Origin of the sequence: Roseofilum capinflatum BLCC-M114, assembly GCF_030068505.1 — a bacterium.
Taxonomy (GTDB): Bacteria; Cyanobacteriota; Cyanobacteriia; order Cyanobacteriales; family Desertifilaceae; genus Roseofilum; species Roseofilum capinflatum.
In genome coordinates this window covers 92,466-116,650 of sequence record NZ_JAQOSO010000102.1, presented here as the reverse complement: position 1 = coordinate 116,650, position 24,185 = coordinate 92,466, and the positions used below count along the sequence as shown (strand labels likewise).

Genomic DNA, 24,185 nt, shown 5'->3' with positions numbered 1-24,185 from the left:
TTCTGCATCAGGAGAAAACCCATGTCGCTGTTCGACCGATTGAGAAAAAAAAGCCCCAAGGATCGTTATCCCCAGGACTCTCAAACCTTTATTCTGGAACCGATTTTAACGCCGAGTGGCTTAGTTGATGGTTTTGAGGAAACCCCCGATCCCCTTCCCCTAGAGGGTTTAGAGGACTTTGAGGAATTGGAAACCCCGATAGAGGAGGTAGAGCCATCTGAACTCCCGGTTTCAGATGGAGAAGATTTAGGCGATTTAGAAGAGTTAGAAGAGCTGGAATTTATTTATGATTCAGAGCCTGAAGATATAGAAGAGGAGTTCAGTGAATCGGTAGACAGTGAAACCACGGAAACAGATACGGAAACACCAACACAAGTATCGTCGATTAAGGAGATTGAACAACCAGAACGTTTAGCTCGTGAGTCTGAGGAGGTTTCAGGGGATGGTCAAGAAGACGCAAAAACCGTCACCGAATCCCAAGAAGGGTTAGAGGCTGAGTCTGACGATCGCCAAGAAGAAGGGGAGGAAGAGGCAGAAACCCTTGAAGAGCAGACAGATCTAGAGCTTGTAGAAACTTCCAGTGTTGAACCCTCTTCCGAGCATTCAGGAGTGTTTACCGTAGGTGAGACGGGAAAAGTCAGCGTCAATTTCCTGTTTGATGGTGGCAAATATGAGGGAGAGGTTGGACTGTTTAGTTTAGCCAATATGGAGGAGCTAGAACCGGGTTCCGAGGCGTTTATCCAGGAAGCAACTGAGCGGGTAACCAGTGATTCTGAACGCGGTCATATTCTGATTTCCGATAGTACAGAAGGCGCTAAATTTAGCGGTCAGATGTATGAATCCCGCGATTGGAATCAGGGCGAGTATCAAGGGGTGAAAACCTTTGAGATGGAAGCAGGAGGAGAATATGGGTTGGTGGTTTCTCCGGATGGGGGGATTTCTGACGCGGCTGAAGAAGGTAGCCCTCTATACTTTTCTACCCATCCAGAGCATCAGGAACGGATCGCAGATATTACGGGACATGGACGAGCATTTGCCATTGAAGACTGGAAAGATGGAGACAGGAACGATCTCATTTTTCAGCTCACTGGAGCGACGGGAGATTTACCAGAGTTAGATGAAGTTATTGATTCCGAATTGGATTGGCGGGAAACCGAAACGGGTGAAGAAATTCTCGATCATCTCAATCAGGAATTTCATTCCGGAGTCTTCACCGTTGGCGAGTCGGGAGAAGTTGAAATTGACTTCCTCTTTGATGGCGGCAAATATCAAGGCGAGGTTTCCATTTTTAGCTTAGAGGGAATGGAAGAATTTGACCTGGACTCGAAGGAATTTATTGAAGAAGCCGCGCGTCGCAGTTTGTCCAATTCCACTGAAGGTCATATTGTCATTGTCGATAAGATTGAAGGGGCTAAGTTTGAAGGCCGTTTAGGAGAGCGATCTGACCACAGTGACGGGCAATATTTGGGCGTGAAAACTCTACAGATGAATGCTGGCGATCGCTTTGGCGTTATGCTAGTTCCCAACTCCTCGGTTAAGCATGTCTTTGAACGTCCCGATATTGAAGGATCGGCGCGTCCCCTATTCTCCATGGCAACCGCGAATCCTGATGACGGATTTCATGTGGGACAAATTGCCGATGTTACCGGAGAAGGCAAAACGTTTGTGATGGAAGATATCCGGCTAGATAAAGGCAAATCGGACGAAGATTACAATGATATTATCTTCCAGATTCGGGGCGCAACCGCCGAAGTCATTCAGATGGATGAATTAATCGATCCAGAGAATGATTGGCGAGAGTCAGAACTGGGACAAAAGATTGTTAACTATGCCTTGGAACAACCCCAATCTCCTGAAGTTTTTGCTCCCATTGCCGATATTGTTTTAACGTCAGGACATCCAGCACAAACCGTTAATCTTTCGCAAGTTTTTCAAGATGCCGATAGCACCAACTTAACCTATACGGTAGTTGAGGGCAATAGCGATACTGTTTCGGTCACTGTAAATAACCAAACTCTCCAGGTCAATCAAGGAGAAAAAACCGGAATTCATAATGTTGCTATTCGCGCCACAGATGAGTTGGGTAATTCAGCGATTCATTCCATGAAAGTGGTTACCAGTACCTTAACTCCAGAAGAGATTAATTCACTCAACACCACTTTAGGTCAACTCCAAAGCGCCATGAACTTAAATCCCCAGGATATTACCGTGGGATTAAGTAGTCCGGCAGGGGAGCGAGCCGTAGTTCAACTTTCTGGTATTGTCAATAGTCATCCGGGGTTAAGCGATATTTTTGCCGAGCCGCACTTCCTGCCTCAAATTGGCATTACTCCGGCGAATGTTGCCACCATGCAACAGTTTATGTTTGGTGAGGATTTAGCCTTAGATTTGAATCTAGATAATCCGGAAACTCCTGCCATTGAGACGTTAGCTGATGCTTTAAGCGATAGTGGCAACCCGAATTTAGACCTGTATCAAATCAATGGCGATCGCCTGGCAGCAGAATTAGCAAACCCAGAAGAAGCTACCCTGGTTACTCTCACTCCAGAAGGGGAGATTTTACCGGTAGAAGCTGAAGCGGAATCTGGCGATACTCTCACTGATGAATCTCCTGGAGAAACTGAAACGGAATCGGTTGATAATCCAGAGAATGAATTACCGGTAGACTCGGAATATATCTCAGAAGAAGAACCGGAAGAAAGCCAAGCAGAAGCTTTAGCCGAGTTCCTCGAAGAAGATGTAGAAACATCCCAGAAAATTTTGGACAGTGTGGCAGAATTAACCGCAGAAATTGAAGCCCAAACGGAAATTGATCCGGAAACTGAAGAGCCGGTTAATCCTCCACAGATTACCTCAGAGCAATTGCGGGAACATTTGATTGAAACCGTAGAGGTTGAAGTTGCGGATAAATTTATCAACTGGTGGGATAGTGCTACGGAAGAGACTGAGGATCTGTTAACGGAGGAAACCGTAGGAGAAGCTCTGGAAATTGAGCGAGAGCGCTTGCGGCAAGAACAAGGCTTAACTCAGGATTTGATTGACAACAGCGAGGGTTATTCTGACTTGCTGACGGCGGAAGTTAGCGAAACGGAATTACCCGATTATGATGTGGTTACCGAGCGGAGTCGAGGTGCGGATAATACGATTGAAATTCCTCAACCGGAAACCTTAGCCACTCGGTTAAGAAATGCGCCTCCTACACCCGTGGCAGTGATCGATCATGGATTTCATGGAGATGAAACAGTTGACGCTTTAACTTCGGTAAATCCTTTGGCTGAAGTTAAGCGCATGAATGCCAATAATTGGGTTGCTCGGTTAATTAAATTTGTGGATCAAGTGCAAGAGTCTGGCGAAAATCGTGGCATTGTTAACCTGAGTTTCGATTTAACCCAAATTGATGATGAGGGACGGGTAACGACTCGTTATGAACTGACTCCGGATGAGCAAATTGCGATTCAATATGCCTTGGAAAATAATGTTTTGTTGGTTGCTTCTGCTGGAAATACGGGCGGCGAAATGTCGGCTTTGGGGCGTGCTGCTCAACAGTTTGATAATATTATTACGGTGGGTGCGATTGATGTTTGGGGGAATCCAACGGACTATTCTGCCAGTGGAGAAGGTTTAACCTTGGTGGCTCCCGGTGGAGAGTTTGAAGGGGATCATAATGCCTTTGTGGGAACCTCAAAATCAGCCGCTTATGCGTCGGGTGCGGCATCTTTGGCTTGGGCAATTAATCCGGAGTTGAACTATCAACAAATCAAGCAGGTTTTGGTGCAAACGGCGGTAGATTTGCAGGCTCCGGGTTGGGATGCACAAACGGGTGCGGGGTTGCTGAATGTGGAGGAAGCAGTGCGGATGGCAGCGACGTTGCAAGCAACGACGTTGCGGAGTAAGGGTAAGCTGGAGATTACGAAGTTTGCCGGTGAAGATAGGGTAAAAGCGGCACTGCGGTTAGCGTCTCCGGAAACTCAAGCGGCGATCGCCCAACTCTTGCAGCAAAAACAAACTCTGGAAGCGCAACAGACGAGCAATACCAAGCTCTCGAAGCTCGAAAAGCAGGTGAAACAGAACACCCAAACGGCGCTGACGGAGTACCAGCAGATTACCACGGAAGCCGCCACCAAGGGCGCTCAGGCGCAGCAGGTGGCGACAGCACTGGAGTTAGCGCTGCAACATCAGGCGATCGAGCAAGGGCAAGTGGATGAGTTTACCGCCAATATTGAGCGGTTAACCCAGGAAATTGAGACGTTAAAGCAGCAGAAAACTGCCCTGGAGGACGAGTATGGGGTAAAAGAGCAGGAATTTGGCGATCGCATTCAGCAAGCCACTCAAGTGTTGCAGGAAGCACAAGGCGACTACAAGGCTGAAGTTGGCAACAGTCAAGCCCCTATTTCTGCCCAACAATTGCAAGGTGCAGCCATCTTTTATCGGCAAAAATCGGGTGAATTATCCCAAGCCATTCAGCAATATCAAAGTTTTGCTAATGCCGAAACCATTCTCAAGGATAAATATCTCTATCCTGCTCATTTAGCCCAACAAACTCGCGCAATTGTCGATCAACTGGCAGCCGCCTTAGATGCCCAAGCCGCCCGGTTAACCGATCCTAATAGTACAGAAGAGCAGGTAAAAGCAGGCTATCAAACCATTGCTAATCTCAGCGAACAAGTCCGGCAAAAGAGCCAAATGAGTGCCGACTGGCATCATGACGAGTTGCAGCAATTTAAGAACACCACTGGGTTGACAGGATTAATCAGTGGTGCATCGCGAGAAGATCATATTCGCCAGCGAGATTTGTTTGAAAAATTGGTCAGCCAAGCCTCAACTAATCATCAATCCTCCTCCTATTGGGGTGGTTTACCCAACGTGGCAGCAGATGCCATGGCGAGGGAAGTCGAAGCTCGTGAAATGCAATTGAAAGCCGAGCAAGATTTATGGGAATTGACTCAGGCAGACTCCGAGAAAGATATCGCCTTTGTTGAACTGAAATTACAGCAAGCGGAGGCAGAATTAGCCAAGTTTGAGACTAAACAAGCTGAAGCCGAAAACCTCGCTAGTCAAACCGAGCAGCGTGTCAAAGACTTGCAAGACGAATTAGAAACGTTGCAGGATAACTGGGCAACTGTCCAAAGTCAGTGGGAAGAGTATCTCGCGATTAACCGCGCCTTTTTACCGGCTGAAACCCAAAAGCTGATTGTGGAAAATCGCTTGCAAGATTTGCAGGATGAACAATTGCGTTTAGAGCAGTTGAAGACGGATATTCAGCAAGAGTTAGTCCAGAATAACTCGGAAGACTTACAAGCTCAGTTAGAGGAAGTCAATCGTTATCTAGAGGAACTGGAACAAGAGCAACTTTTGGCATCAGTTTATCAAACCAGTCTTGAATCCTCTATTTCCGGTTCTGGGGAAGTCAATACGCTGATTAATCGCCCCCAAGATTTGCAGGATAATTATGAGCAAGCTTGGGATAACTGGCAAGTGGCAATGGCTGCACAAAATTTAGCTGCAAGTGCTTTAGAAACCACCCAAACCTCTAATTTAGATGAGCGAGAAGTATTGACTCAGTTACGAGATGAACAGCAACTAAAACAAGCTGAATTAGATGAGGTGCTTTTACAGAAACAGCAACTCGAAGCCGAGCAACTCAAAGCACACCAAGACTTAGAGTTTACCACTGTCCAAATCCGCACTCAAGAATTATTGCTAGAAAGCTTAACCGCACGGGATCTAGCCTTAGCCGATGGAGAAGGATTTTACAACGATTTAGCGGGGGGATATCAGGATAAACTCTGGTATTGGAACGATCGCACCCAACAATATCAGTATAATGGCGCTGAAGCCACTTCTCATCAGCAATCATTGCAACATGCCTCCTTCTTAGCTGGAGAGCGCAACCGGGTATTTTCCCAGATGAATGAAGCGCGGCAACGGATTACCGAATTGCAACAACTTCAGGCACAACAAGCGGCGCAGAGAGACCAACTTTTGGCACAATCTGCACCCATTGAGAGTCAAATTCAAGGATTACAAACTGAATTGGCAGATTTGGATGCTGATATTGTGCCTTTAGCGGCGATCGTCGATCCATTAGTCGAACAAGAAGTTGAGCAACAAACGGCGTTAACAGAAGCCAGCAATAGCACAGATTCTGCCTTATCTGAATTTGTGCAAATGGCATCCGCCCAAGTTTCAGCTTACGAGCGCTTGCTACAAGTAGGAATCTTGCTCACCCCGGAAAATAAAGACTATTTTGCCACCGAAATTCAACCCCAAGTTGAAGCTTACATTGCCCAGTTGCGCCAGCAGGAACAAGCATTAGTGGCTGAAGGACTGAACTTAGGTTTGGATGAAGCAGCGAATAGCTTAGAAGAGCAACTGGAAAATGCCAAGCAAGCACTGATTCCCATTGACTTGAAGCAGCAACTCGATATTGCCCAAAAGTTGGACACTTACGAGACGAGAGTCGAAGCTTTAGAAGCACTTTTGGCTTCTGAAGATGCAGCCGATAAAGCGATTCAAGAAGATACTGTTGATGCCTATCAGCAGCTTGCAGATACGGTAGAGCAAGACTTACAGAAAGCGCTAACCCATTGGACAAGCCATTTTAAGGAAGCGGCTCAGTTCACTAAAGATTTAGTTAAAGAGCAGCGCAGGCTATCCCAAAAAGCAGACAACTTGGTGGATAAAATTACCACTGAGTTTGCCAATCCCCATGGCGAATACTATCGCAGTGAAACCGAGTTGCAGGAAGCGCTATCCATTTTATCGGTTGGCGTACAACGGGAAGGAGAACTGGAGCGAACTACCACACAAATGGCTCAAGATCTTGAGCGCTTGCAGGCACAGTTAGCACAAGATGAACAATTTTGGAACAAGATTGCGCCCATTGTGGCTGAGTATGGCATTGACTCCAAGCAGAAATTGCAAGAGTTGCTCAATGCGACGACTGCCGGTTCCCAGAATTATCAAAATCTGTTGGCACAAGCGAAGGCAAATTACTCTCAGTATTCAAATTCTGGGCATGTGGCTCTGCAACAAGCCAATTGGAATGAAGAGCAAGCGAAAATTCAATGGGATTTGAGTCGGAAAAATGGCCCCTATTGGTATGAAGATCGCTGGGTTTGTCGCAGGAATTTTTGGGGTAAAAAGAAATGTGGTTGGGAAACTATCACCCACATTGACTACCACTGGATCGCCTGGGAAAATCATGAAAATACGGGCAAAGCTTTGCGGCAAAAAGCCTTAAGTGACTTAACCGAAGCGCAGAGATGGCATCAAGAAATCCAGCGCTTAGAACCCTTAGCGCAAGCGTGGACAGAAGCTCATGCTGCGGCTAAAGATGCGGAGTTTGCGGTGACGGGAACGGAGAATTTTATTGCTGAGTTGCAAGCGGGACGGGAAAATATTGCCGATACGCAAGCACAGGCGGATCTGCTGAATTCTCTGCTGCCCATTTTGCAACAACAGTTACAGGATGCGGAGCGCAGTACGGATGTGGCTCGGTTGACGGTAGAGCAAGCATGGGATGAGTACGATCCGGCGGCACAAGACTACCGACAAGCCGTGGCTGAGGTGCTGGAAACTCAGGGAGAATGGGAACAACAGGCACTGCAAGCGAGCGATCGCCTCTCGAACATCGAAGCCTGGATCGATCGCGAAAGCCTTGCTCTAGGTACGGAGTTAACCCAGGTATTGGCGCTCAAACAGCAGCTAGAAAACCAACAGGATGCACTGGAAAACCGCATACTGGCAGCCACCGGAACGGAACTTACCGAGTTATCCGCAAAACTTGCCGATCTGCGATCGTCTCTCACTCAAGTCTCAAATAAAGCGGCTGTTCTCACCGCCCAACAGACGGCGCTGACGCAGAAACGCACCCTGGTGACTGCCCAGCATGAGGTGATTTCCGCCGAGCGCAACCTGCTCAATGCCTACCTCAAGAGTCCGGATGCAGATACGGATACCTTGCAACAACAGCTACTCGATGCACGGGCGGCTCTGGCGGAAGCTCAGGAGTTAGCCGAGCAAGCGGAAGCCAATAGCAAGGTGTTAACGACTCCGTTGCAAGAGTTACAACAGGATTTGCTGGCATACAATGATACTCATCTGCAAGCGGCGCGGGAGGCACAGGCACAGTTATCCCAGCTCTTGCAAGCGACGGAAGCCAATGCTAACTATACCTTGCAGGCTGCCCAGCAACAGCAGCGCGTCAACGATCTGGAGTTCCAGATTATCACCCGACTGCAAGAGGCAACGGCTGCCGGAAGTCAGGAAGCGAAGCATTTGCTGGATGTGGCTCAGTATCATAATTTGGCGACGGCTGCGGAAATTTACTTCCGTGACTATTCGGATTTGGCGAGCGATCGCGGCAGTAAATACGGATCGGCAGGAACCGATAATGATGTGGTTTTGGCACGGCAGTATCAGCAGGAAATGCTCTACTATCAGGGTTTGGAGGCACAAGCCCGCAACCAGGCAAACCACTTTAAGGCAGCAAAAGATGCGGCTCAAAGCCAGTTAGCGACTCTGGAAAACCAGCAAAATGCGGCTGCTGCGGAGTTAGCCCGGTTGAATGATGCCATTCTCCAGTCGAATCAGAGTATTGCCTTACACCAACAGGAATTGGCGATCGCCGAAGCGCGAGTAGAAGAGCTGGATCGCTTGCGCCAACAAACGGAAGATACGTTTATCCAGTTGGTGCGCTTAGAGCAGCTTAATCTGGCTCAAGCCCAGTTAGAGCAACAGTTTGCCGAGCAGCGTCAGCAGCAGATCGATACGGCGGTTGCAGATCGGCAGGAGCGTGATCGCCTGGAACTAGAGCGCCAGCGTCTCGAAGTCCAGTATCAGATCGAACAACTGAAACAAAAACAAGCGGATCTCGACTTGCACCAGGCACTCAACCAAGCGCGTCTCGATCTGGGCGAACCGGAACTCAAGCGCCCCCATAACCCGGCACAGTTGCAACAACTGACGCAACTGCAAGCGACTCTTGCGGCACTGCAAGGGCAAACCGCTACTCTGCCTCCAGACATCGACATTCTGTTAACCGAGGTGCAAGCGGAGATTGACGTAGCTCTGAAGGCTGAAGAAGCTGAAGCCATTCAGCCAACGCTGCTGGAGGCGATGAAAGTCCTCGTCGATCAGGCGGATCTTCATCAAGCGGAAATTGCCAAACTAGAGCAACAGGACTTACAAGACCGGATCTTGTTGCAAAGGGCACAAACGGACTTGCAGGGGGCGAGTCAGCAACTCTTGGAGGAACTGGAGCGATCGCAAAAACTCCAAGGGGAACGGGAAATCATCAATCCCCTGTACACCGAAGCCCTCACCAAAGTTGCCTATGCCGAGCAAGCGGTAGCCATGTCAGAAGAGATGGCACGCAACGCCAAAGATGCCCTCCAGCAAATTATTGACCAGCGCATTGCCCAACGCAAAGCCCGCAAGAAAGCCTTCTGGGGCGAACTCTTGGGCATGGTTTCCGGCATTGTCGGGCTACTGGGCACGATTCTCAGCTTTACCCCCCTCGCCCCCTTGGGCATCGCGCTCACGGCTGCCAGCGCCGGAATTAACGCGATTTGGGCGGCGGTTAACGGTGACTGGGCTGGGGCAATTTTCAGCGCGGTGATGGCTGGGGTGAATGCGCTCACGGCAGGTGCGGGGACGGTGTTCACCAGCATCAGTCAACAAACCGTACAGACGTTGCAAGTTCTGCAAAGCGTAGCTAATGGCGCGTTTAACGGATTCCGCTCCATTCAGTCCGGTGACAGTATCATGGGCTTCCTGCAAATTCTCGGTAGCGTCGCCAGTGGGGTTGTCGGTGGCTTGCAAGGAGCGATCGGTGCGGCGACAACCATGGCTGAGAAGATGTTGGTGCAAGTATTCAACAGCTTAAAAACGATTCCCCAAGCGATTTATGGCGGCATTAAATCCATTGAAAGTGGCGAATTGTTGGGTGGTATTCAAAGCTTGTTTAATGCGGCTGTCAGCTTGGGACAAAATTTCGCTGGAGTCTTCAATGATGTGGCGGCGGAAGCGTTTGAATATTTGGGCAAAGCTGGCAATACGGCGTTTGCCATTGGTAGTGCAATTGAGGAGGGAGGTATGACTTCTTGGCTTTCATCGATTAACAGTGTTTTGAATATTTGGGGGGATGATATTAAGGCGGCCATTGATGGCACTTGGGAACTGCCGAAGTTCCTGGGAAGTTTCGATCTCGGATCTAAGAGTGCTTGCAGTAATTAGATCCCCCCTTGCCCCCCCTTAGAAAGGGGGGAATAAAAAAGTCCCCCTTTCTAAGGGGGATTTAGGGGGATCTCCTCCTACCGGGAAAGGGCAAGATCCCCCCTAGCCCCCCTTGATAAGGGGGGAACAAGAAAAGCCCTCTGAATCAGGGGGGAATTAGAACCAGAAAAGTCCCCCTTTCTAAGGGGAATTTAGGGAGATCTCCTCCTACCGGAAAAGGCAAGATCCCCTCCTCTTAAGAAGGGGGGAACAAGACAAAAGTACACCATTCACACCATTACGAGGTTATTATGATTCCTGTTTCTTCTGTTGAAATCCAAACTCAAATTCTCGGTGCAGCGATCGCAATCATCGGTACAAACTTGAGCCTGCATTACAGCAGCGATCGCGCTCTTGGTCGCCAAGCCGCGTATACTCTCGATATTCCCTTGACGGGGAACGCTATACCGGAAGATTTGAAGCGGATTTTACTAGAAATTGAGTTCTTGGGAGACACTTCTCGTCAGTTCTTCAAACCTGAACCTTCCCAGCGCCATCAGTTTACTTGGAATGGCTGCGATGCTGAGGGGAATAAACGGACTGGAAAGCATCCGGCGACGGTACGCACGAGTCATATTTTCAAAGCGCCGAAGTTGCCTCACGTGCAAGAAAATACGACAACTTTAGGCGTTTGGGAGGCCAAAACAGTGGGGTTAGGTGGATGGACATTTAATGTTCATCACTATTACGATCGCGTCGGTAAGGTACTCTATTTGGGTAATGGAGAGCGCCGCACTGATGTTACAGCCATTTCCTCTGCTATACAGTACAGTATCGATCCCCCTAAATCCCCCTTGGAAAGGGGGACTCTCGCTAATGCCCCCCTTAAAAAGGGGGGTTGGGGGGATCTCAACGTACCTGATAACGGGTTTGCCATCCCTAGCGAGAGTGGGGGGTTATTGTATCTGTTTGATGAAAAAGGGACTCACCTGCAAACCGTGAATACCCTAACTCGTCAGGTGGTCTATCGCTTTGAGTATACGGAATCGGGATTATTGTCGGCGATCGCCAACACCCACGGTAAACAAGTCTCCATTAAACGGGATGAGCAAGGCAATCCAGTGGAAATCGTCTCGGAATATGGGGATTCCACTGCTTTATGTTTGAACTCTGACGGTTATTTGAATGCGATCGCCAATCCTGCGGGAGCCGTGTCTCAATTTGATTATACCCCCCTGGGACTGCTGACCCAGTTCAGCGATCCCAATGGTAATCTCTATCAGTTCGAGTATGACGATCTCGGTCTTTTGAGGAGTTATAACGAACCAGATGGTAGCTTCTTTATCTTGGAGAGAACCTTAACCGACCAAGGGTTTAAAGTCTCTCGCATTACCACCACTGGCAGGGAATCTACTTATCTCACTGAATCTCTGATTGGCGGAGGCGAGCGGCAAATTAATCAAGGATGCGGGGGTACGGGAGCGATCGTGGCAATTACGGATAAAAATGGTAATGAAACCATCACCTATCCCGACGGCACAATCCTCATCGAAGAAAAGCAAACCGATCCTCGCTTTGGTGACCTCGCTCCCCTGAGCAAACAGACGACATTTAAGACTCCGAGTGGTCGTGTGGCCACAGTTTCCAGTTCTCGCACGGTGGAATTGAGCAATCCTGATGATCCCTTGAGCATCCAAACCCTGACGGATACGGTAGAGTTTAACGGTCGTATTTCGACTACCACTTATGATGCGGTTAACCGCAAAATTTATTACAAATCTGCGGCCGGACGGCAAAGCGTTCTCACGTTAGACGAACAAGGACGGACGATCCAGAGCGAAATTCCTGGATTAGAACCCGTGCGGTTTAGTTATGGCGATCGCGGCCAACTCCTGTCTGTACAGCAAGGTGACCAGACTCTCCTCAGTTATCAATATGACCACAAGGGGCGGTTGTCGAGTCTCTGCAATGCGGAAGGCAATACCGTCCGCTATGTCTACGATGAAGCAGGACGGATTGTCGAGAGTATTCTGCCCAGTGGGAAAACCAATCGATTTGGCTATGATGCCAATGGTAATCTTACGGAGATTATTGTGCCCAGTGGCGCGGTGCATCGGTTGCAGTATAACGCGGTGAATGCAGAGGATGGGTATGTTCCGCCTGCGGTTTCGATCCCCTCCAACCTCCCCTTAACAAGGGGAAGCTATACCGAAAATTCCCCCCTTTCTAAGGGGGGTCAGGGGGGATCTCACTCCCACAACGAAGCCAAAAACGATCGCCTCAATTCCGAAAACCAGGGGGGAGCATATGCCAATACCTATGACTCCGAGCAGCAACTGACGAGTTCTCGGCTGCCGAGCGATCGCACCATTACCAGTCAATATAGCGATCGCGGATACTTGGAGCAAGCCAGCTATCCCGAAGCCACCATTGATGTGATTTATGAGCAAGACTCGGAGCGGGTGGCCAAGTTGGTACGCAGGCCTACCGATAACCGTCCCGCCCAGGAACTGTCCTTTAGCTATGATGATGGTTTAGTCAAAGAAATGACCTGGCGCGGTGTAGCGAATGGGTGCTATCGCTATCGTTACGACGAAGAGTTTCACCTGGTAGGAATGCAACTCGATGACCAACCAGAGATCCTCATGGAACGGGATGCGGATGGGTTGCTGATGCGACAAGGACGGTTGCAGATACACCGGGATGAGGCGACAGGTGCGCCGACTCGGATGACGGATGGTCGGATGGTGATCGATGTTGACTACGATACATTGGGTCGAGTTGTGTCTCGAACTCACCAAGTGAATGGGCGGGTCATTTATCAGTTACAGCTCAAATATGACGTGCTGAGTCGCATTATTGAGAAACAAGAAACGGTTGTTGGGAAAACCCAAACTCACCACTATACTTATGATGCTGACGGTCAACTCATTATCGTTCATCGGGATGGCGAACTGGTCGAGAACTATGTCTACGATGCCAACGGTAACCGGACTGAATGGCAACTTGGAACTGAACAGCATACCGCCAGTTATGACGCTCAAGACCGTTTAATTGAGTTAGACGGAACCCCCTATGAATTTGATGCCGATGGCTTCTTAATTCAGCGCGGCAATATGACGCTCAACTACAGCACGACTGGTGAACTCCTAGAAGTCAGTTGGCCGGATAAACCCGCGATTCAATACGCCTATGATAGTATGAATCGTCGCGTCGCACGGACAGATGAGAAGGGAACTGAGCAATATCTGTATGGCAATCTCGATCATCCCTTTCAGGTAACGGCAGTCCGCGATCGTTCTGGGGAGATTAGTGTTTATGAGTATGATGAATTTGGTTCCATGTTTGCGATCGAGCGGTCTGGTAGTTTGTACTATGTTGCTACCGATCAGTTAGGTACACCGCGAGTTGTTTCTGATATCAATGGTGAAGCGTTAAAGATTTTGGAGTACAAAAGCTTTGGTCACCAGCTTGGAGATAGTAATCTTGCTTTTGATTTGCCGATTAACTTTGCTGGTGGATTGAGAGAAGTTGATACAGATTTTGTGCGCTTTGGTTTCCGAGATTATGATTCTATAGCAAGTAAGTGGACTGCTAAAGACCCAATTGGGTTTGCTGCAAGAGAAGAAAATTTATATAGATATTCTATCAACGATCCCATCAATTCTCTTGATCCATCTGGTTTAGATCCTATTAATCCACTTGGCGGCCCTAATCCAGGAAATTATAAGAATTACAATCCACGGAATCAGCATAAAAAATGTGGCGATAAGAAAGTCAATCCGATTGAAAAGATCAAACCACCTAGACCCGCTCAAGATCAGCTAGATCGACAAAAGCCCCCATTTGCAAGACACAAAAGTGTTATGGATAAGATCAATCAGTTTTTAAAAATTTGGGGCAAAAAAGGATGGCCACCCATACGCAAATGGGGCTCTAGATTAGCTATAGGTGTAATACTTGCGGATGATGTTGTTGGAGTATGGGAAGATGAATGGTTAATACCAATTTTGTATCCGTATGCCAGTGAAGATTAGAGATATAGGGGAGATTGTGACCTTCAAACCGAACAACTGCCACTTACCATACAACCCAAAAATCACGTCCATTGCCAAACAAATGCGGCAAAATCCAACTCCCGCAGAACGGCAACTCTGGACATTCTTGCGAACCTTTCCCCGGCGATTTTTACGACAGCGCCCCATTGACAATTTCATCGTTGATTTTTATTGCGCGTCCTTAAAACTCGTCATCGAAGTTGATGGAGATAGTCATTACACTGAACAAGGTAAAGCGTCCGATGCCGAACGAACTCAAATCTTGCAAGGATATGGCTTAACCGTCATCCGATTTACCAACGAACAAGTGTTAACTAACTTTGAAGGAGTCTGCACCCAGCTACTAAGTTTTGTTTCTCAATCTCCCCCCTTGTTAAGGGGGGCAGGGGGGGATCTAACCGCTAACAGCGAAGGGAAAAACCTTCAATAATCTCTACTCAGGAATATCCTTAATAGAGATGATATTAGTGAGTTTCCTGGCATTTGATCCCCCCAACCCCCCTTAATAAGGGGGGCTATATAGGAAAAAATCTCCCCCCTTGTTAAGGGGGGCAGGGGGGGATCTAACCGTTAACAGCGAAGGGAAAAACCTTCAATAATCTCTACTCAGGAATATCCTTAATAGAGATGATATTAGTGAGTTTCCTGGCATTTGATCCCCCCAACCCCCCTTAATAAGGGGGGCTAGATCAGAAACATTCTCCCCCCTTTCCCCATCAACCTTTAACCTTGAGGAATCATCCCATGAACATCATCAAAACCCTATCCATCCTTCTTTTTGGCAATACCATCCTCGGTATTGCCTCCCCAGCGCAAGCTTGGATCTATAAATATCCATCTTCACCAGATTTCAACCCCCCAGAAGATTTGATTGATAATGTACTCAATCAAATTGCACAATCATCAGGTATATCTGTTTCTGCATTAGAAATCGTAGGGGCAGAATATGTGACTTGGACTAATGCATGTATGGGTTTTAGAGGAAATCTGCCTTTACCTGTATGTAGTTTTAAAAAGATAGCACCAAGTGGTTGGATTACTACAATACAAAGCAGTCAACAACGGTGGTCTTATCACAAGTCAAGATTAGCCCAACATTACCAGTGGAACGTTAATCCAGATACTCAAAACTGGGTTTACTCCATGACTGACTTCAGCTATTCGCCTTTTAATCCCATCATCTGGGATTTTGAAGACGAGAACTATCCCTTTTTCAATCCTTCCTCTGTTCAAGCACTCCAGTACACCACCGTGAATGAGTCCTTCACCATTGATGTCAAACCAGACAGCAATATCTTTAATCCTGGAGCCACTCAAGGATTAAGGTTGGGTATCGATATCCCAGAAGTGTTCAATCCTGAAAACTACAGACGGAGCGTCAGCTACCAAGTGGAAGTTCTAGCGGACTCCACTCCCCAACCCGTCCCTGAACCGGGGACTGTTGGAACTCTCGCCTTTCTGGGACTTTTGGGATTAAAAGCGATAGGTTCTCGCAAGCGTAAAGACGTTTAAAGAGAGAGCCGAGAAACCGGGTTTCTCAATCAAGATTTTGGTTGAGAGCCAAAAATTATCGCAGAAACCCGGTTTCTTTATTGGGGGCGATCGCCTCTAAAAATCTGAAATTATTGTAATATTTTGTACCTTTACAAAAACAGAGTGTAAAATAAAAAGAGTTAACCCTAATCAACTCGATTAATCACAATACAATGGGAAAAGTATTTACCAACCTCACCGTCACTAATCGCGCCGACGAAATTTTAGCAGAAGCTGGAGTAATTGCTGAAGCTCAAATCCGGTCAATTACCCTGAAAAATGTACTCGTCGATACTGGAGCGACAACCTTATGCTTGCCAGAAGAGGCGATCGCCCAACTCGGACTCAAACTCCTGCGAGAAGTCGATGTTGCCACAGCCATGGGAATTGGCAAAGCTGGGATTTACCGCGATGCGACCCTCTCAATCGGCGATCGCCAAGGAACCTTTGAATGTCTAGCATTACCCGGAGGTCGAGACCCCCTCTTAGGGGTTGTTCCCTTGGAATTATTAGGACTAGAAATAGACTTAAATAATCAAACCCTAAAAACCTTACCCATTAGTCCCACAGAAACCTATTTAACGATTTTGTAACCCATCTACCCAGACAAAACCATGACTTACACTTGTCGCCTAGCTACCCCAGAAGATACTGCAAAAATTGCCCCTCTCATGGCAGCCTTTAGCCAAGAAAGAGCGGACATTGACCCTACGCGGACTCTCAAACCTGACTTCAACTTTGAAAACTATATTTCTGACCGAATTGCCAAACCGTTACACTACTTTTGGCTCCTGGAACATACCGAACCCAAAGTACCGAACTACAGCGCCATAGTCGGCTATCTTTTTGTCTACGCACAAGACGAAGCACCCCCTCCCGATCTGCCGGAAGAACTCGCAACTCGCTACCTAGAAAATCGCATCCACGAACCCCGTCGCGTCGGTACAGCTTTAGCCTTCTATATCCATCCCAGACATCGCAAACCCAAGGCTATTAAACAACTGATTGAAGCGGGAATTCAACAAGCCAAAGACCTAAAAGTAAGCGATCTAGATGTGCAAGTAGGAGCCGATCGCAAAGGACTGCAAGCTCTCCTAGAACGCTGTGGCTTTACCCGCACTGCCGTTCAGTACACCTGTCACTTTAATCTCTCTCCCGATGAGGAATTACCCAGCCTCCATCCGCCCCATCCGAAGCAAAATCCGGTCAGTATCCCCGAATTCGATGCCCTTCCCCTCCGAGATCCGCAAACCCAGGAACTCGTTACCAACGCTGAAGGAAAACCTGTTTTTCTCAAACCCTTACGAAATGAAGCCGGGGAACTGTTAACAACAACCCAAGGACTCCCGGTTTATCCCACACCCGTGCAAGATCCGCAAACCCAAGCTTGGGTATTCGATCGCTCCGGAGAATTAGTCACCTGTCCCCTTTTACTCGGCGATCGAGGACAAATCGTTGAATATCAAGGTATTCCTCAATATCGCCCTCCCGTTTATGACATGAATCAGGGACAAGTAACCTTGAAACAAGATCGCGAAGGTCGCTATCTCTTTTGCGAACCGGAACGAGACTCCCAAGGCCATCTTATTTTCGATCCCAACGGGAAACCTGTATACAAACCGGAAACTGTTGCCAGTCAGTTACCCTCAATGCTCCCCCTAAATCACTCTTAAAACCCATAAACGCTATAGAATATGATGTATGACAATGAGTAAGGGCTTTCCTACAGGCATGAACTGACCCGCTTCGCAAAAAAGTTTTAATTTGTAATTGCAAGATGTCTTCCTTTCCCGACACCCTCAATCACTGGGCTTTTCCTTTTATCCAAGCATTGCGCGATCGCCGCATTGTCAATGGATTCCCTGACGGGACATTTCGCCCTGATCGCTCCATGACTCGCGCTGAATATGCCGTTATTCTGCAAGCTGCCCTACAACAACCCAAAAAAAGACCCTACACGCCGTTTATCGATGTTGGAGCCAATTTTTGGGCGACTCCAGCCATCATTTGGGCTTACGAGACCAACTTTATCTCAGGGTTTCCCGGTCGTCGATTTGGCCCCCAATCTAATATTACCCGGATTCAGATTATCGTCTCTTTGGTCAGTGGGTTGCGGGTGCATACCCTCGTCGATCAAACCCAACCCATCGCTCCCCTGGAGGAGATTTATCAGGATGCCTCTAGTGTGCCCCAATATGGACGGGAGGCCCTGCACTTAGCCACCCGCGCTAACCTGGTGGTGAACTATCCCGATCTGAGGGTTTTCCACCCCAACCGGGACGCAACCCGCGCAGAAGTGGCGGCATTTTTCTATCAGTCTTTAGTGCTGTTGGGTAAGGTTGAACCGATTCCCTCAGATTACCTCTTAGAAGTGTTGCCGGTTGGCCCGATTCGGGAGGGAAGCCGAATTTCCATTAATGGCAAAACCCGTGCTGCCACCTGGAATCAATGGAGTGATGGTTTATCGGTGCGAACGGCGATCGCCGATGCTGGGTTGATTCAGGGTATGGGAATTGACCTAATGAATACGGAGAACCCCAGCCAACAACCGATTCAATGGTACTCTCCCCCCATTCCCCTGCCCGCACAACGCCATCATCATTATCGTCATCTGGAGATTACCGACTGGCGAAAACAGCAGTCGTTTACCCTCGGTATTAACGGGGATACGTTGGTGATGACCAAGCCGATGACGAATGTGACTGGGATACACACGGAACCGATTTTGAACGGCGAACAGGCGATCGGTTTACGTCTGAAACTTAACCTCACCCAACCCACTGCCTATCAACTGAGCCAAGATACCTTTGATTGGCAAGTGACCCTGAATGCAGCGATTACCCAAACCCTTTTAGACGACTATCAAAATCCTGCAACGGTTACCCCAGAGAGCGATAATGCTCCGCATCGCTGGCGCGATCGCCCCTCCTCCGAAGAAGTCAACGAAGGGGAAGTGGTTGCTGATACCTCCCAACCCTTACGCCCCACCCTTACCGCCGATCCTCAGCATCTGTTAATTCAAGGCAACCTGCCCCCCGGACTCTCCGTAAAAGCCATTACCCAAACCCGTCCCTATACCTTAATTCTGGAAATTCGCCCCGATATTCCCCGCGATCGTAATATTATCTGGTTGCCGGGACTGCGCTGGAAAGAAGAGTACATCACATTAGGTTCCCATCAATTTCCAGTTACCTCCTTAACCCTGTCTCCAAATACAACTCCGAAACTCAATTTAGAGCCGATTTGGACGTATGCCCATACCATGGAAGGCACAACTCCGTTATTAAAAATGGGGGAATTGTGTCAAACATTAGCGGCCATTAATGCAGGCTTTTTTAACCGCAATAATCGATTACCCTTGGGTGCGATTCGTTGGCAGGGAACCTGGTATTCTGGCCCCATCTTGAATCGGGGAGCGATCGCCTGGGATAATCAGGGCAATTATGCCATTGACCGCCTCATATTAGAAGAAGCAATTACCACATCAACCGGGGCACGCTTTCCCTTAGTCGTTCTCAATAGTGGCTATGTTAAAGGCGGAATTTCTCGCTTTACTTCCCAGTGGGGCAAGACTTACACCCCCTTAACAGCAGGAGAAATTATCATCGTTGTTGAGAATAACCAAGTGACTCGCCATGTAGAAATTGCGGAAGAAACAGATATTCCCGATACAGGATACTTATTGGTGTTGCGATCGCTCTCCAGCGCCCAAGCCAGCCTCACCCCCGGCACAACCGTAACCCTAGAAAGTAACACCAACCCAGCTAACTTTAACACCTTTCCCCATATTATCGGCGGCGGCCCCTTACTGATCAAAAATCAACAAATTGTCGTCGATGCTGAATCAGAAGGATTTAGCCGTGCCTTCGCCCAACAATCAGCCATTCGCAGCGTTTTCGGCATCACGAACTCCGGTAAATTTATGCTCGTCACCATCCATAACCGCATCGGAGGATTAGGAGCCAGCTTAACCGAAACCGCCCAACTGATGCAGAAACTCGGAGCCATTCACGCCTTAAATTTAGATGGGGGCAGTTCCACCAGTTTAATGTTGGGCGGGCAAATGATTAACCGTCCCCCATCCACCGCCGCTAGAGTGCATAACGGCTTAGGCCTTTTCAGCACCTAATTGTTAATTATTAATTATTTCTTCATCTGATCTTTCAAATCTTGTAATTCCTGATCCGCTTCCCAACGGCGAAATTCCTCTTCCAAAGGATCGGGACTACTACCAATGCGAGTATAACCCTGATTCCAACCCGGAGGAGAACTGGTTGTTTTTTCACTCGCACTTGCTTGCGCCTCCATTTTCATCACCCTAGCGTGAACCTCTTCCTTACGCTTCTTAATCTCCTGATATAACTCCTTCGCCTTCACAATTCTCTGTTTACAGCCTTGCATTTTTCCCCATAACTGATTCCCTTTGTGCAACAGAGCATTTTCCCGTTCTTCGGCTGCCTGAGCTAAATCCATCCGCCCTTTATCCCTCGCCTTTTGTACCCAACCATGCCAACGCTGAATTTCCTGAGCCGTTGCCATAATTTCTTCTTGGGCTTGTTTTTCCTGACGCTGTAAATCCACAATTAGGCGCAGGGTATCTTCCTGTTGCTCGTGGAGTTGATCTTCTAAAATTGATAACTCCAATTGGGGATGATTCCGAAGAAACTCATCCAAACGATCTTCTAAAAAGCGATTGACATCATCAAAAATACCCACCGTTTTATCCTCCTCTGCTGATATGGCTGATATGATCGTAAACCCGTTTTAGGGGCTTCCTTCACCAACAATCGAGTAACTCTCAAAACTTCTGACCGACAAACACCGATCGCACTTCGCCATTACGCCGAACGATCGCCTCTTGATTGACAATATCCACCAACATCCATCCACTTGAACCAATCATTTCCCCCACCTGAAACCGGCGAGACATGCCATCAATCTCAAATAAAGCTGCCGAGCGATCGCCTAATTCTAGAATTCCCGTCAGCATCAAATTGCCTTCAGGATTATTCGTCACATTAGGCGGAACCGGTGACGGTGAAGGAGAAGGCGAAACTCCATCATCAGTCGGACTCGGTGATGGTGCTGCCACCTCTGGAGAAGGCACAGGAGCAGGAGTCGGTTGATACACGGGAATATATACCCGCTCCAAAACCTGAGTCGGAGGGGATGGAATGCTCTCTGGTAATTGTGGCTCAGAGGCACTCTCTGGTTCAGCCTCCTGATTTTGGCTTAACTGATCCTTCAACTTCAAAGAGCGCTGCATATAATTGGCAAACTCCTCATCCGCTAAAGCAGTGGAGGGCACATCAACCGGAACCATGGGTTCCGGAGTCGGTTGGCCAGAGGGCAATAACTGGGCCCACTGTTGGCGTAGCCCTTGCCCAGTCTGGCTGCTGGAGATCCACCAACCCAGGGGAAGAGCGATCGCCGCCCCCAACCCAACTAACAGCAAACGATCCCACCAAGGTTGAACCGTCGGAGCAGCAGCAGGAGTCGGAAGCACCTCTTCCTGCTCGAATACCGTTGGATCTGAATGCTCTGGCAAATCTGCCCATTCTATCTCCGAGGTTTCCTCCGCAGGAGGACTGATAGGATTCTCCTCTACCGTCGTCAAGGTATTCATCTGATTCTCGGTTGGAGGCATACGGGTTAAACTGGCCAATTCTGGGGAGATCTGAGCCAGATTTTCGGCGATCGCCTGGGGTAACTTCATCGAAGGAATATCCAGAGGTTCGAGAGAAACCGATTCCGGTTGCACCGGTTCCTTCGGCAGAGCGCCACCGCGATCTAACACGCGGTCAATATCTTCAAACAAATCATCCATCAACCCATTGACTTCTTGTTCCATTGACCAAGAAGCCATATGGATAGAATCCGAATTCAAATCAGACTCGTTATCGCGTTTGTAAACATCCTGATCCATAGCAGGGGGTTCGTTCAATGTCTTGGCTCGATGGGTAGCAATGATTTTCTGCCCTCACTTTAACATGATGCCAATCTCAATTAAAAAATACAAATCACAGATCCCATTCTCCCCATCTCCCTCCCCCTGCATCCCCATTTGCTGCAAAAAAAACCCCCTTAGCAGGGGAGCCAAGGGGAATCATCAGGGTGCATCTACCATACCACTATCCCTAAGTTGGTCTTCTGAATCCGGAAAGAGTAACAAAAAATTTTTTCAACAACGCCAACAGACTCTACAGCGCTTCGCGCGGTAATAGGTAATGGGTAATAGGTTCTCTTGAAGGTCATGATAACAGGCTAAGGTTTAGCGATCCATCCTTTCACTTCACTATCGAGCAAAGGTTTTTCCAGTTTCACATATTCACTTTTGGCTGCCTGCAAAATATGTTTCATTTGTACCGGTTCATCCTCTTCTGCGGCTAAAAATGCAGCATTCAGGGCAATATTACGGATATTTCCCCCGGAAATACTCAGTTTTCCTAATTTGTTCATATCGAGATCTTGAGTCGGCGTTTCTGGGGGGAAGATTCTGCGCCAAATTTCTGCCCGTTGTTTGATATCAGGAAAGTTAAAGGGGACAATAAACCGGATGCGTCGCATGAAGGCATTATCTAAGGCTCCTTTGAGGTTAGTGGTGAGAATAGCGAGACCTTGATAAGCTTCCATCCGTTGCAACAGATAGCTGACTTCAATATTCGCGTGGCGATCGTGGGAATCTTTGACTTCTGAACGTTTTCCAAACAGAGCATCAGCTTCATCAAATAATAGTATGGTTCCCCCACTTTCTGCCGCATCAAACACGCGGCGCAGGTTTTTTTCGGTTTCGCCAATGTATTTACTAACCACGGAACTGAGGTCAATTTTATATAAGTCTAATTTTAGGGTATTTGCAAGCACTTCGGCTGCTGTGGTTTTCCCGGTTCCACTGGGGCCAGAAAATAGGGCACTGATGCCTAAACCGCGTCCACTTTTGCGCCGAAAGCCCCAATTTTCATAGACTTTTGCCCGTTGGCGCAGGTGAGCGGCCATGGTTTTTAGGGTTTGCGTTTGCGTATCTGGAAGTACCAGATCTTCCCAGGTGGCTTGGACTTCGATGCGTTGGGCTAGGTCGTCCATGCGGGGGCGGGCTTGGTGGCGACAGGCGCTCCAGAGTTCACGGGTAATGATTTCGGGGGGTTGGCTGCGGTGTTTACTGAGGGTATGGGCGCAGATGGTTTGAATTTGGGTACTGGTGAGGTTGAATTGGGAGATTAGGGTTTGCACTTGGCCGTTAAGTTCGATACCCCAAGAGTCGAGGTGAGTTTGCCAATATTGGGATTGTTGGCTGAGGGTGGGTTTGTGGACTTCGAGGTTAATGATGGAGCGGTTGGGGATGGAGAGGCGATCGCCACTCGTCAGAATCACCGGCGTGCTAATCTCTTGAATAAGCTTGATTAGGGCGAGGTTTTGGTTCAGGGGAGTGGACAGGCGATCGCAGTTAATCAACAGCGCATACCCTTTCAGAAAGGCTTCCCGATGCCATAATCTCAGCAGTTGATGGACATCATGAGGACTAGAGGGAAGTTGAGCCGGATCGAGATGATGGAGGGTTAAATTGAGGCTGGAAAATGCGGTAGCGGCGATCGCCTGTTTACTCTGACTATCTTCCCCACATAATTGTACCAAGGGAAACTCCTGCCCATTAGCCGCACCCACCCAGGTATCCACCAACGTTTGGATCAACTCATGGTCATGTTCCATTAAGGATACAGATATTTCCAGCGATCGGATCAACGCTTCAAGCTGCAACGGTTGGGTTTTTATTCCCGCCAAATAATGCAGAATACTCTCATCAATTCTTAGGGGACTGAGGGTAAACGACGGCCCCGCTCCCAATTCAATTAAGCGCCAATACCGTAAGGGAGATTCCGGAGTTAAGGCGCTCCAATGGGGGCGATCCAACAGTTTCAGCGCCAACCCAAACGTCGGGTAAGATTTCTGCCCCGTTCCTTGTAAGTGGCTCAACCATTCTAAAAACTGTTCATCTAACTCTGCACCCGCACACAAGAGTAAAATATCCCGTTCAAAACTGGAAAGATTAAACGTACTGCACAACTGATCCAGGGCAAACTCAGACTCCTCTAGATCGGGAATGGATTCACCTTCCTCTGTGACGACCTCCCTAGTAGAAGATTCCTTACTCATTTTGTCATTTTCATGTCGGACGAAGTCCGAAATCCTGGTTTGCAGTTGTGCCAACGCTTGGATTAAAGCCTGTTGATTTTCGTTTTGCCAGGTGGTGTTGAATAAATCAGTCACGGTTTATAGCGCTTCGCGCGGTAATAGGGAATAGGGAATGGGGAATAGGGAATAGGGAATGTCTTCCCCGTCTCCCCATTCCCACAACCAGAGAAGAAAGCGCTGTATGAA

At 48.2% G+C, this 24,185-nt stretch carries 10 protein-coding genes; 7 read left to right on the top strand and 3 right to left on the bottom strand.

Annotated elements, in window-relative coordinates:
- Positions 1-21: 21 nt before the first annotated feature.
- The 7 genes from PMG25_RS20035 to PMG25_RS20005 all read left to right on the top strand — a co-directional run bounded on the left by PMG25_RS20035 (position 22) and on the right by PMG25_RS20005 (position 19,938).
- Positions 22-10,239 carry a DUF4114 domain-containing protein gene (locus PMG25_RS20035; protein WP_283768668.1) on the top strand — a complete coding sequence of 3,406 codons (10,218 nt, stop codon included), beginning with the start codon at positions 22-24 and terminating at the stop codon, positions 10,237-10,239.
- 290 nt (positions 10,240-10,529) lie between these two features.
- Positions 10,530-14,255: an RHS repeat domain-containing protein gene (locus tag PMG25_RS20030; RefSeq protein ID WP_283768667.1), complete on the top strand. Its 3,726-nt coding sequence runs from the start codon at positions 10,530-10,532 to the stop codon at positions 14,253-14,255.
- A 13-nt stretch (positions 14,256-14,268) separates the two neighbouring features.
- Positions 14,269-14,706 (top strand): endonuclease domain-containing protein, encoded by a 438-nt coding sequence (locus PMG25_RS20025; RefSeq protein WP_430540980.1) that lies wholly within the window; start codon positions 14,269-14,271, stop codon positions 14,704-14,706.
- Between the two features lie 314 nt (positions 14,707-15,020).
- Positions 15,021-15,788: a PEP-CTERM sorting domain-containing protein gene (locus PMG25_RS20020; RefSeq protein WP_283768665.1), complete on the top strand. Its 768-nt coding sequence runs from the start codon at positions 15,021-15,023 to the stop codon at positions 15,786-15,788.
- Positions 15,789-15,982: 194 nt separating this feature from the next.
- Positions 15,983-16,402 carry a retroviral-like aspartic protease family protein gene (locus tag PMG25_RS20015; RefSeq protein WP_283768664.1) on the top strand — a complete coding sequence of 140 codons (420 nt, stop codon included), beginning with the start codon at positions 15,983-15,985 and terminating at the stop codon, positions 16,400-16,402.
- Positions 16,403-16,423: 21 nt separating this feature from the next.
- Positions 16,424-17,482: a GNAT family N-acetyltransferase gene (locus PMG25_RS20010; protein WP_283768663.1), complete on the top strand. Its 1,059-nt coding sequence runs from the start codon at positions 16,424-16,426 to the stop codon at positions 17,480-17,482.
- A gap of 104 nt (positions 17,483-17,586) precedes the next feature.
- On the top strand, positions 17,587-19,938 hold the full coding sequence (locus PMG25_RS20005; RefSeq protein WP_283768662.1) for a phosphodiester glycosidase family protein: 2,352 nt from the start codon (positions 17,587-17,589) through the stop codon (positions 19,936-19,938).
- 14 nt (positions 19,939-19,952) lie between these two features.
- Here the strand turns inward: PMG25_RS20005 and PMG25_RS20000 are convergent, their stop codons facing one another.
- The 3 genes from PMG25_RS20000 to PMG25_RS19990 form a co-directional block, all read right to left on the bottom strand.
- Positions 19,953-20,525 carry a TIGR04376 family protein gene (locus PMG25_RS20000; protein ID WP_283768661.1) on the bottom strand — a complete coding sequence of 191 codons (573 nt, stop codon included), beginning with the start codon at positions 20,523-20,525 and terminating at the stop codon, positions 19,953-19,955.
- A gap of 82 nt (positions 20,526-20,607) precedes the next feature.
- A complete protein-coding gene (locus PMG25_RS19995) occupies positions 20,608-21,675 on the bottom strand; it encodes a hypothetical protein (RefSeq protein ID WP_283768660.1) in 1,068 nt (355 codons plus the stop codon).
- Between the two features lie 398 nt (positions 21,676-22,073).
- Positions 22,074-24,074 carry an ATP-binding protein gene (locus tag PMG25_RS19990; RefSeq protein WP_283768659.1) on the bottom strand — a complete coding sequence of 667 codons (2,001 nt, stop codon included), beginning with the start codon at positions 24,072-24,074 and terminating at the stop codon, positions 22,074-22,076.
- Positions 24,075-24,185 lie beyond the last annotated feature (111 nt).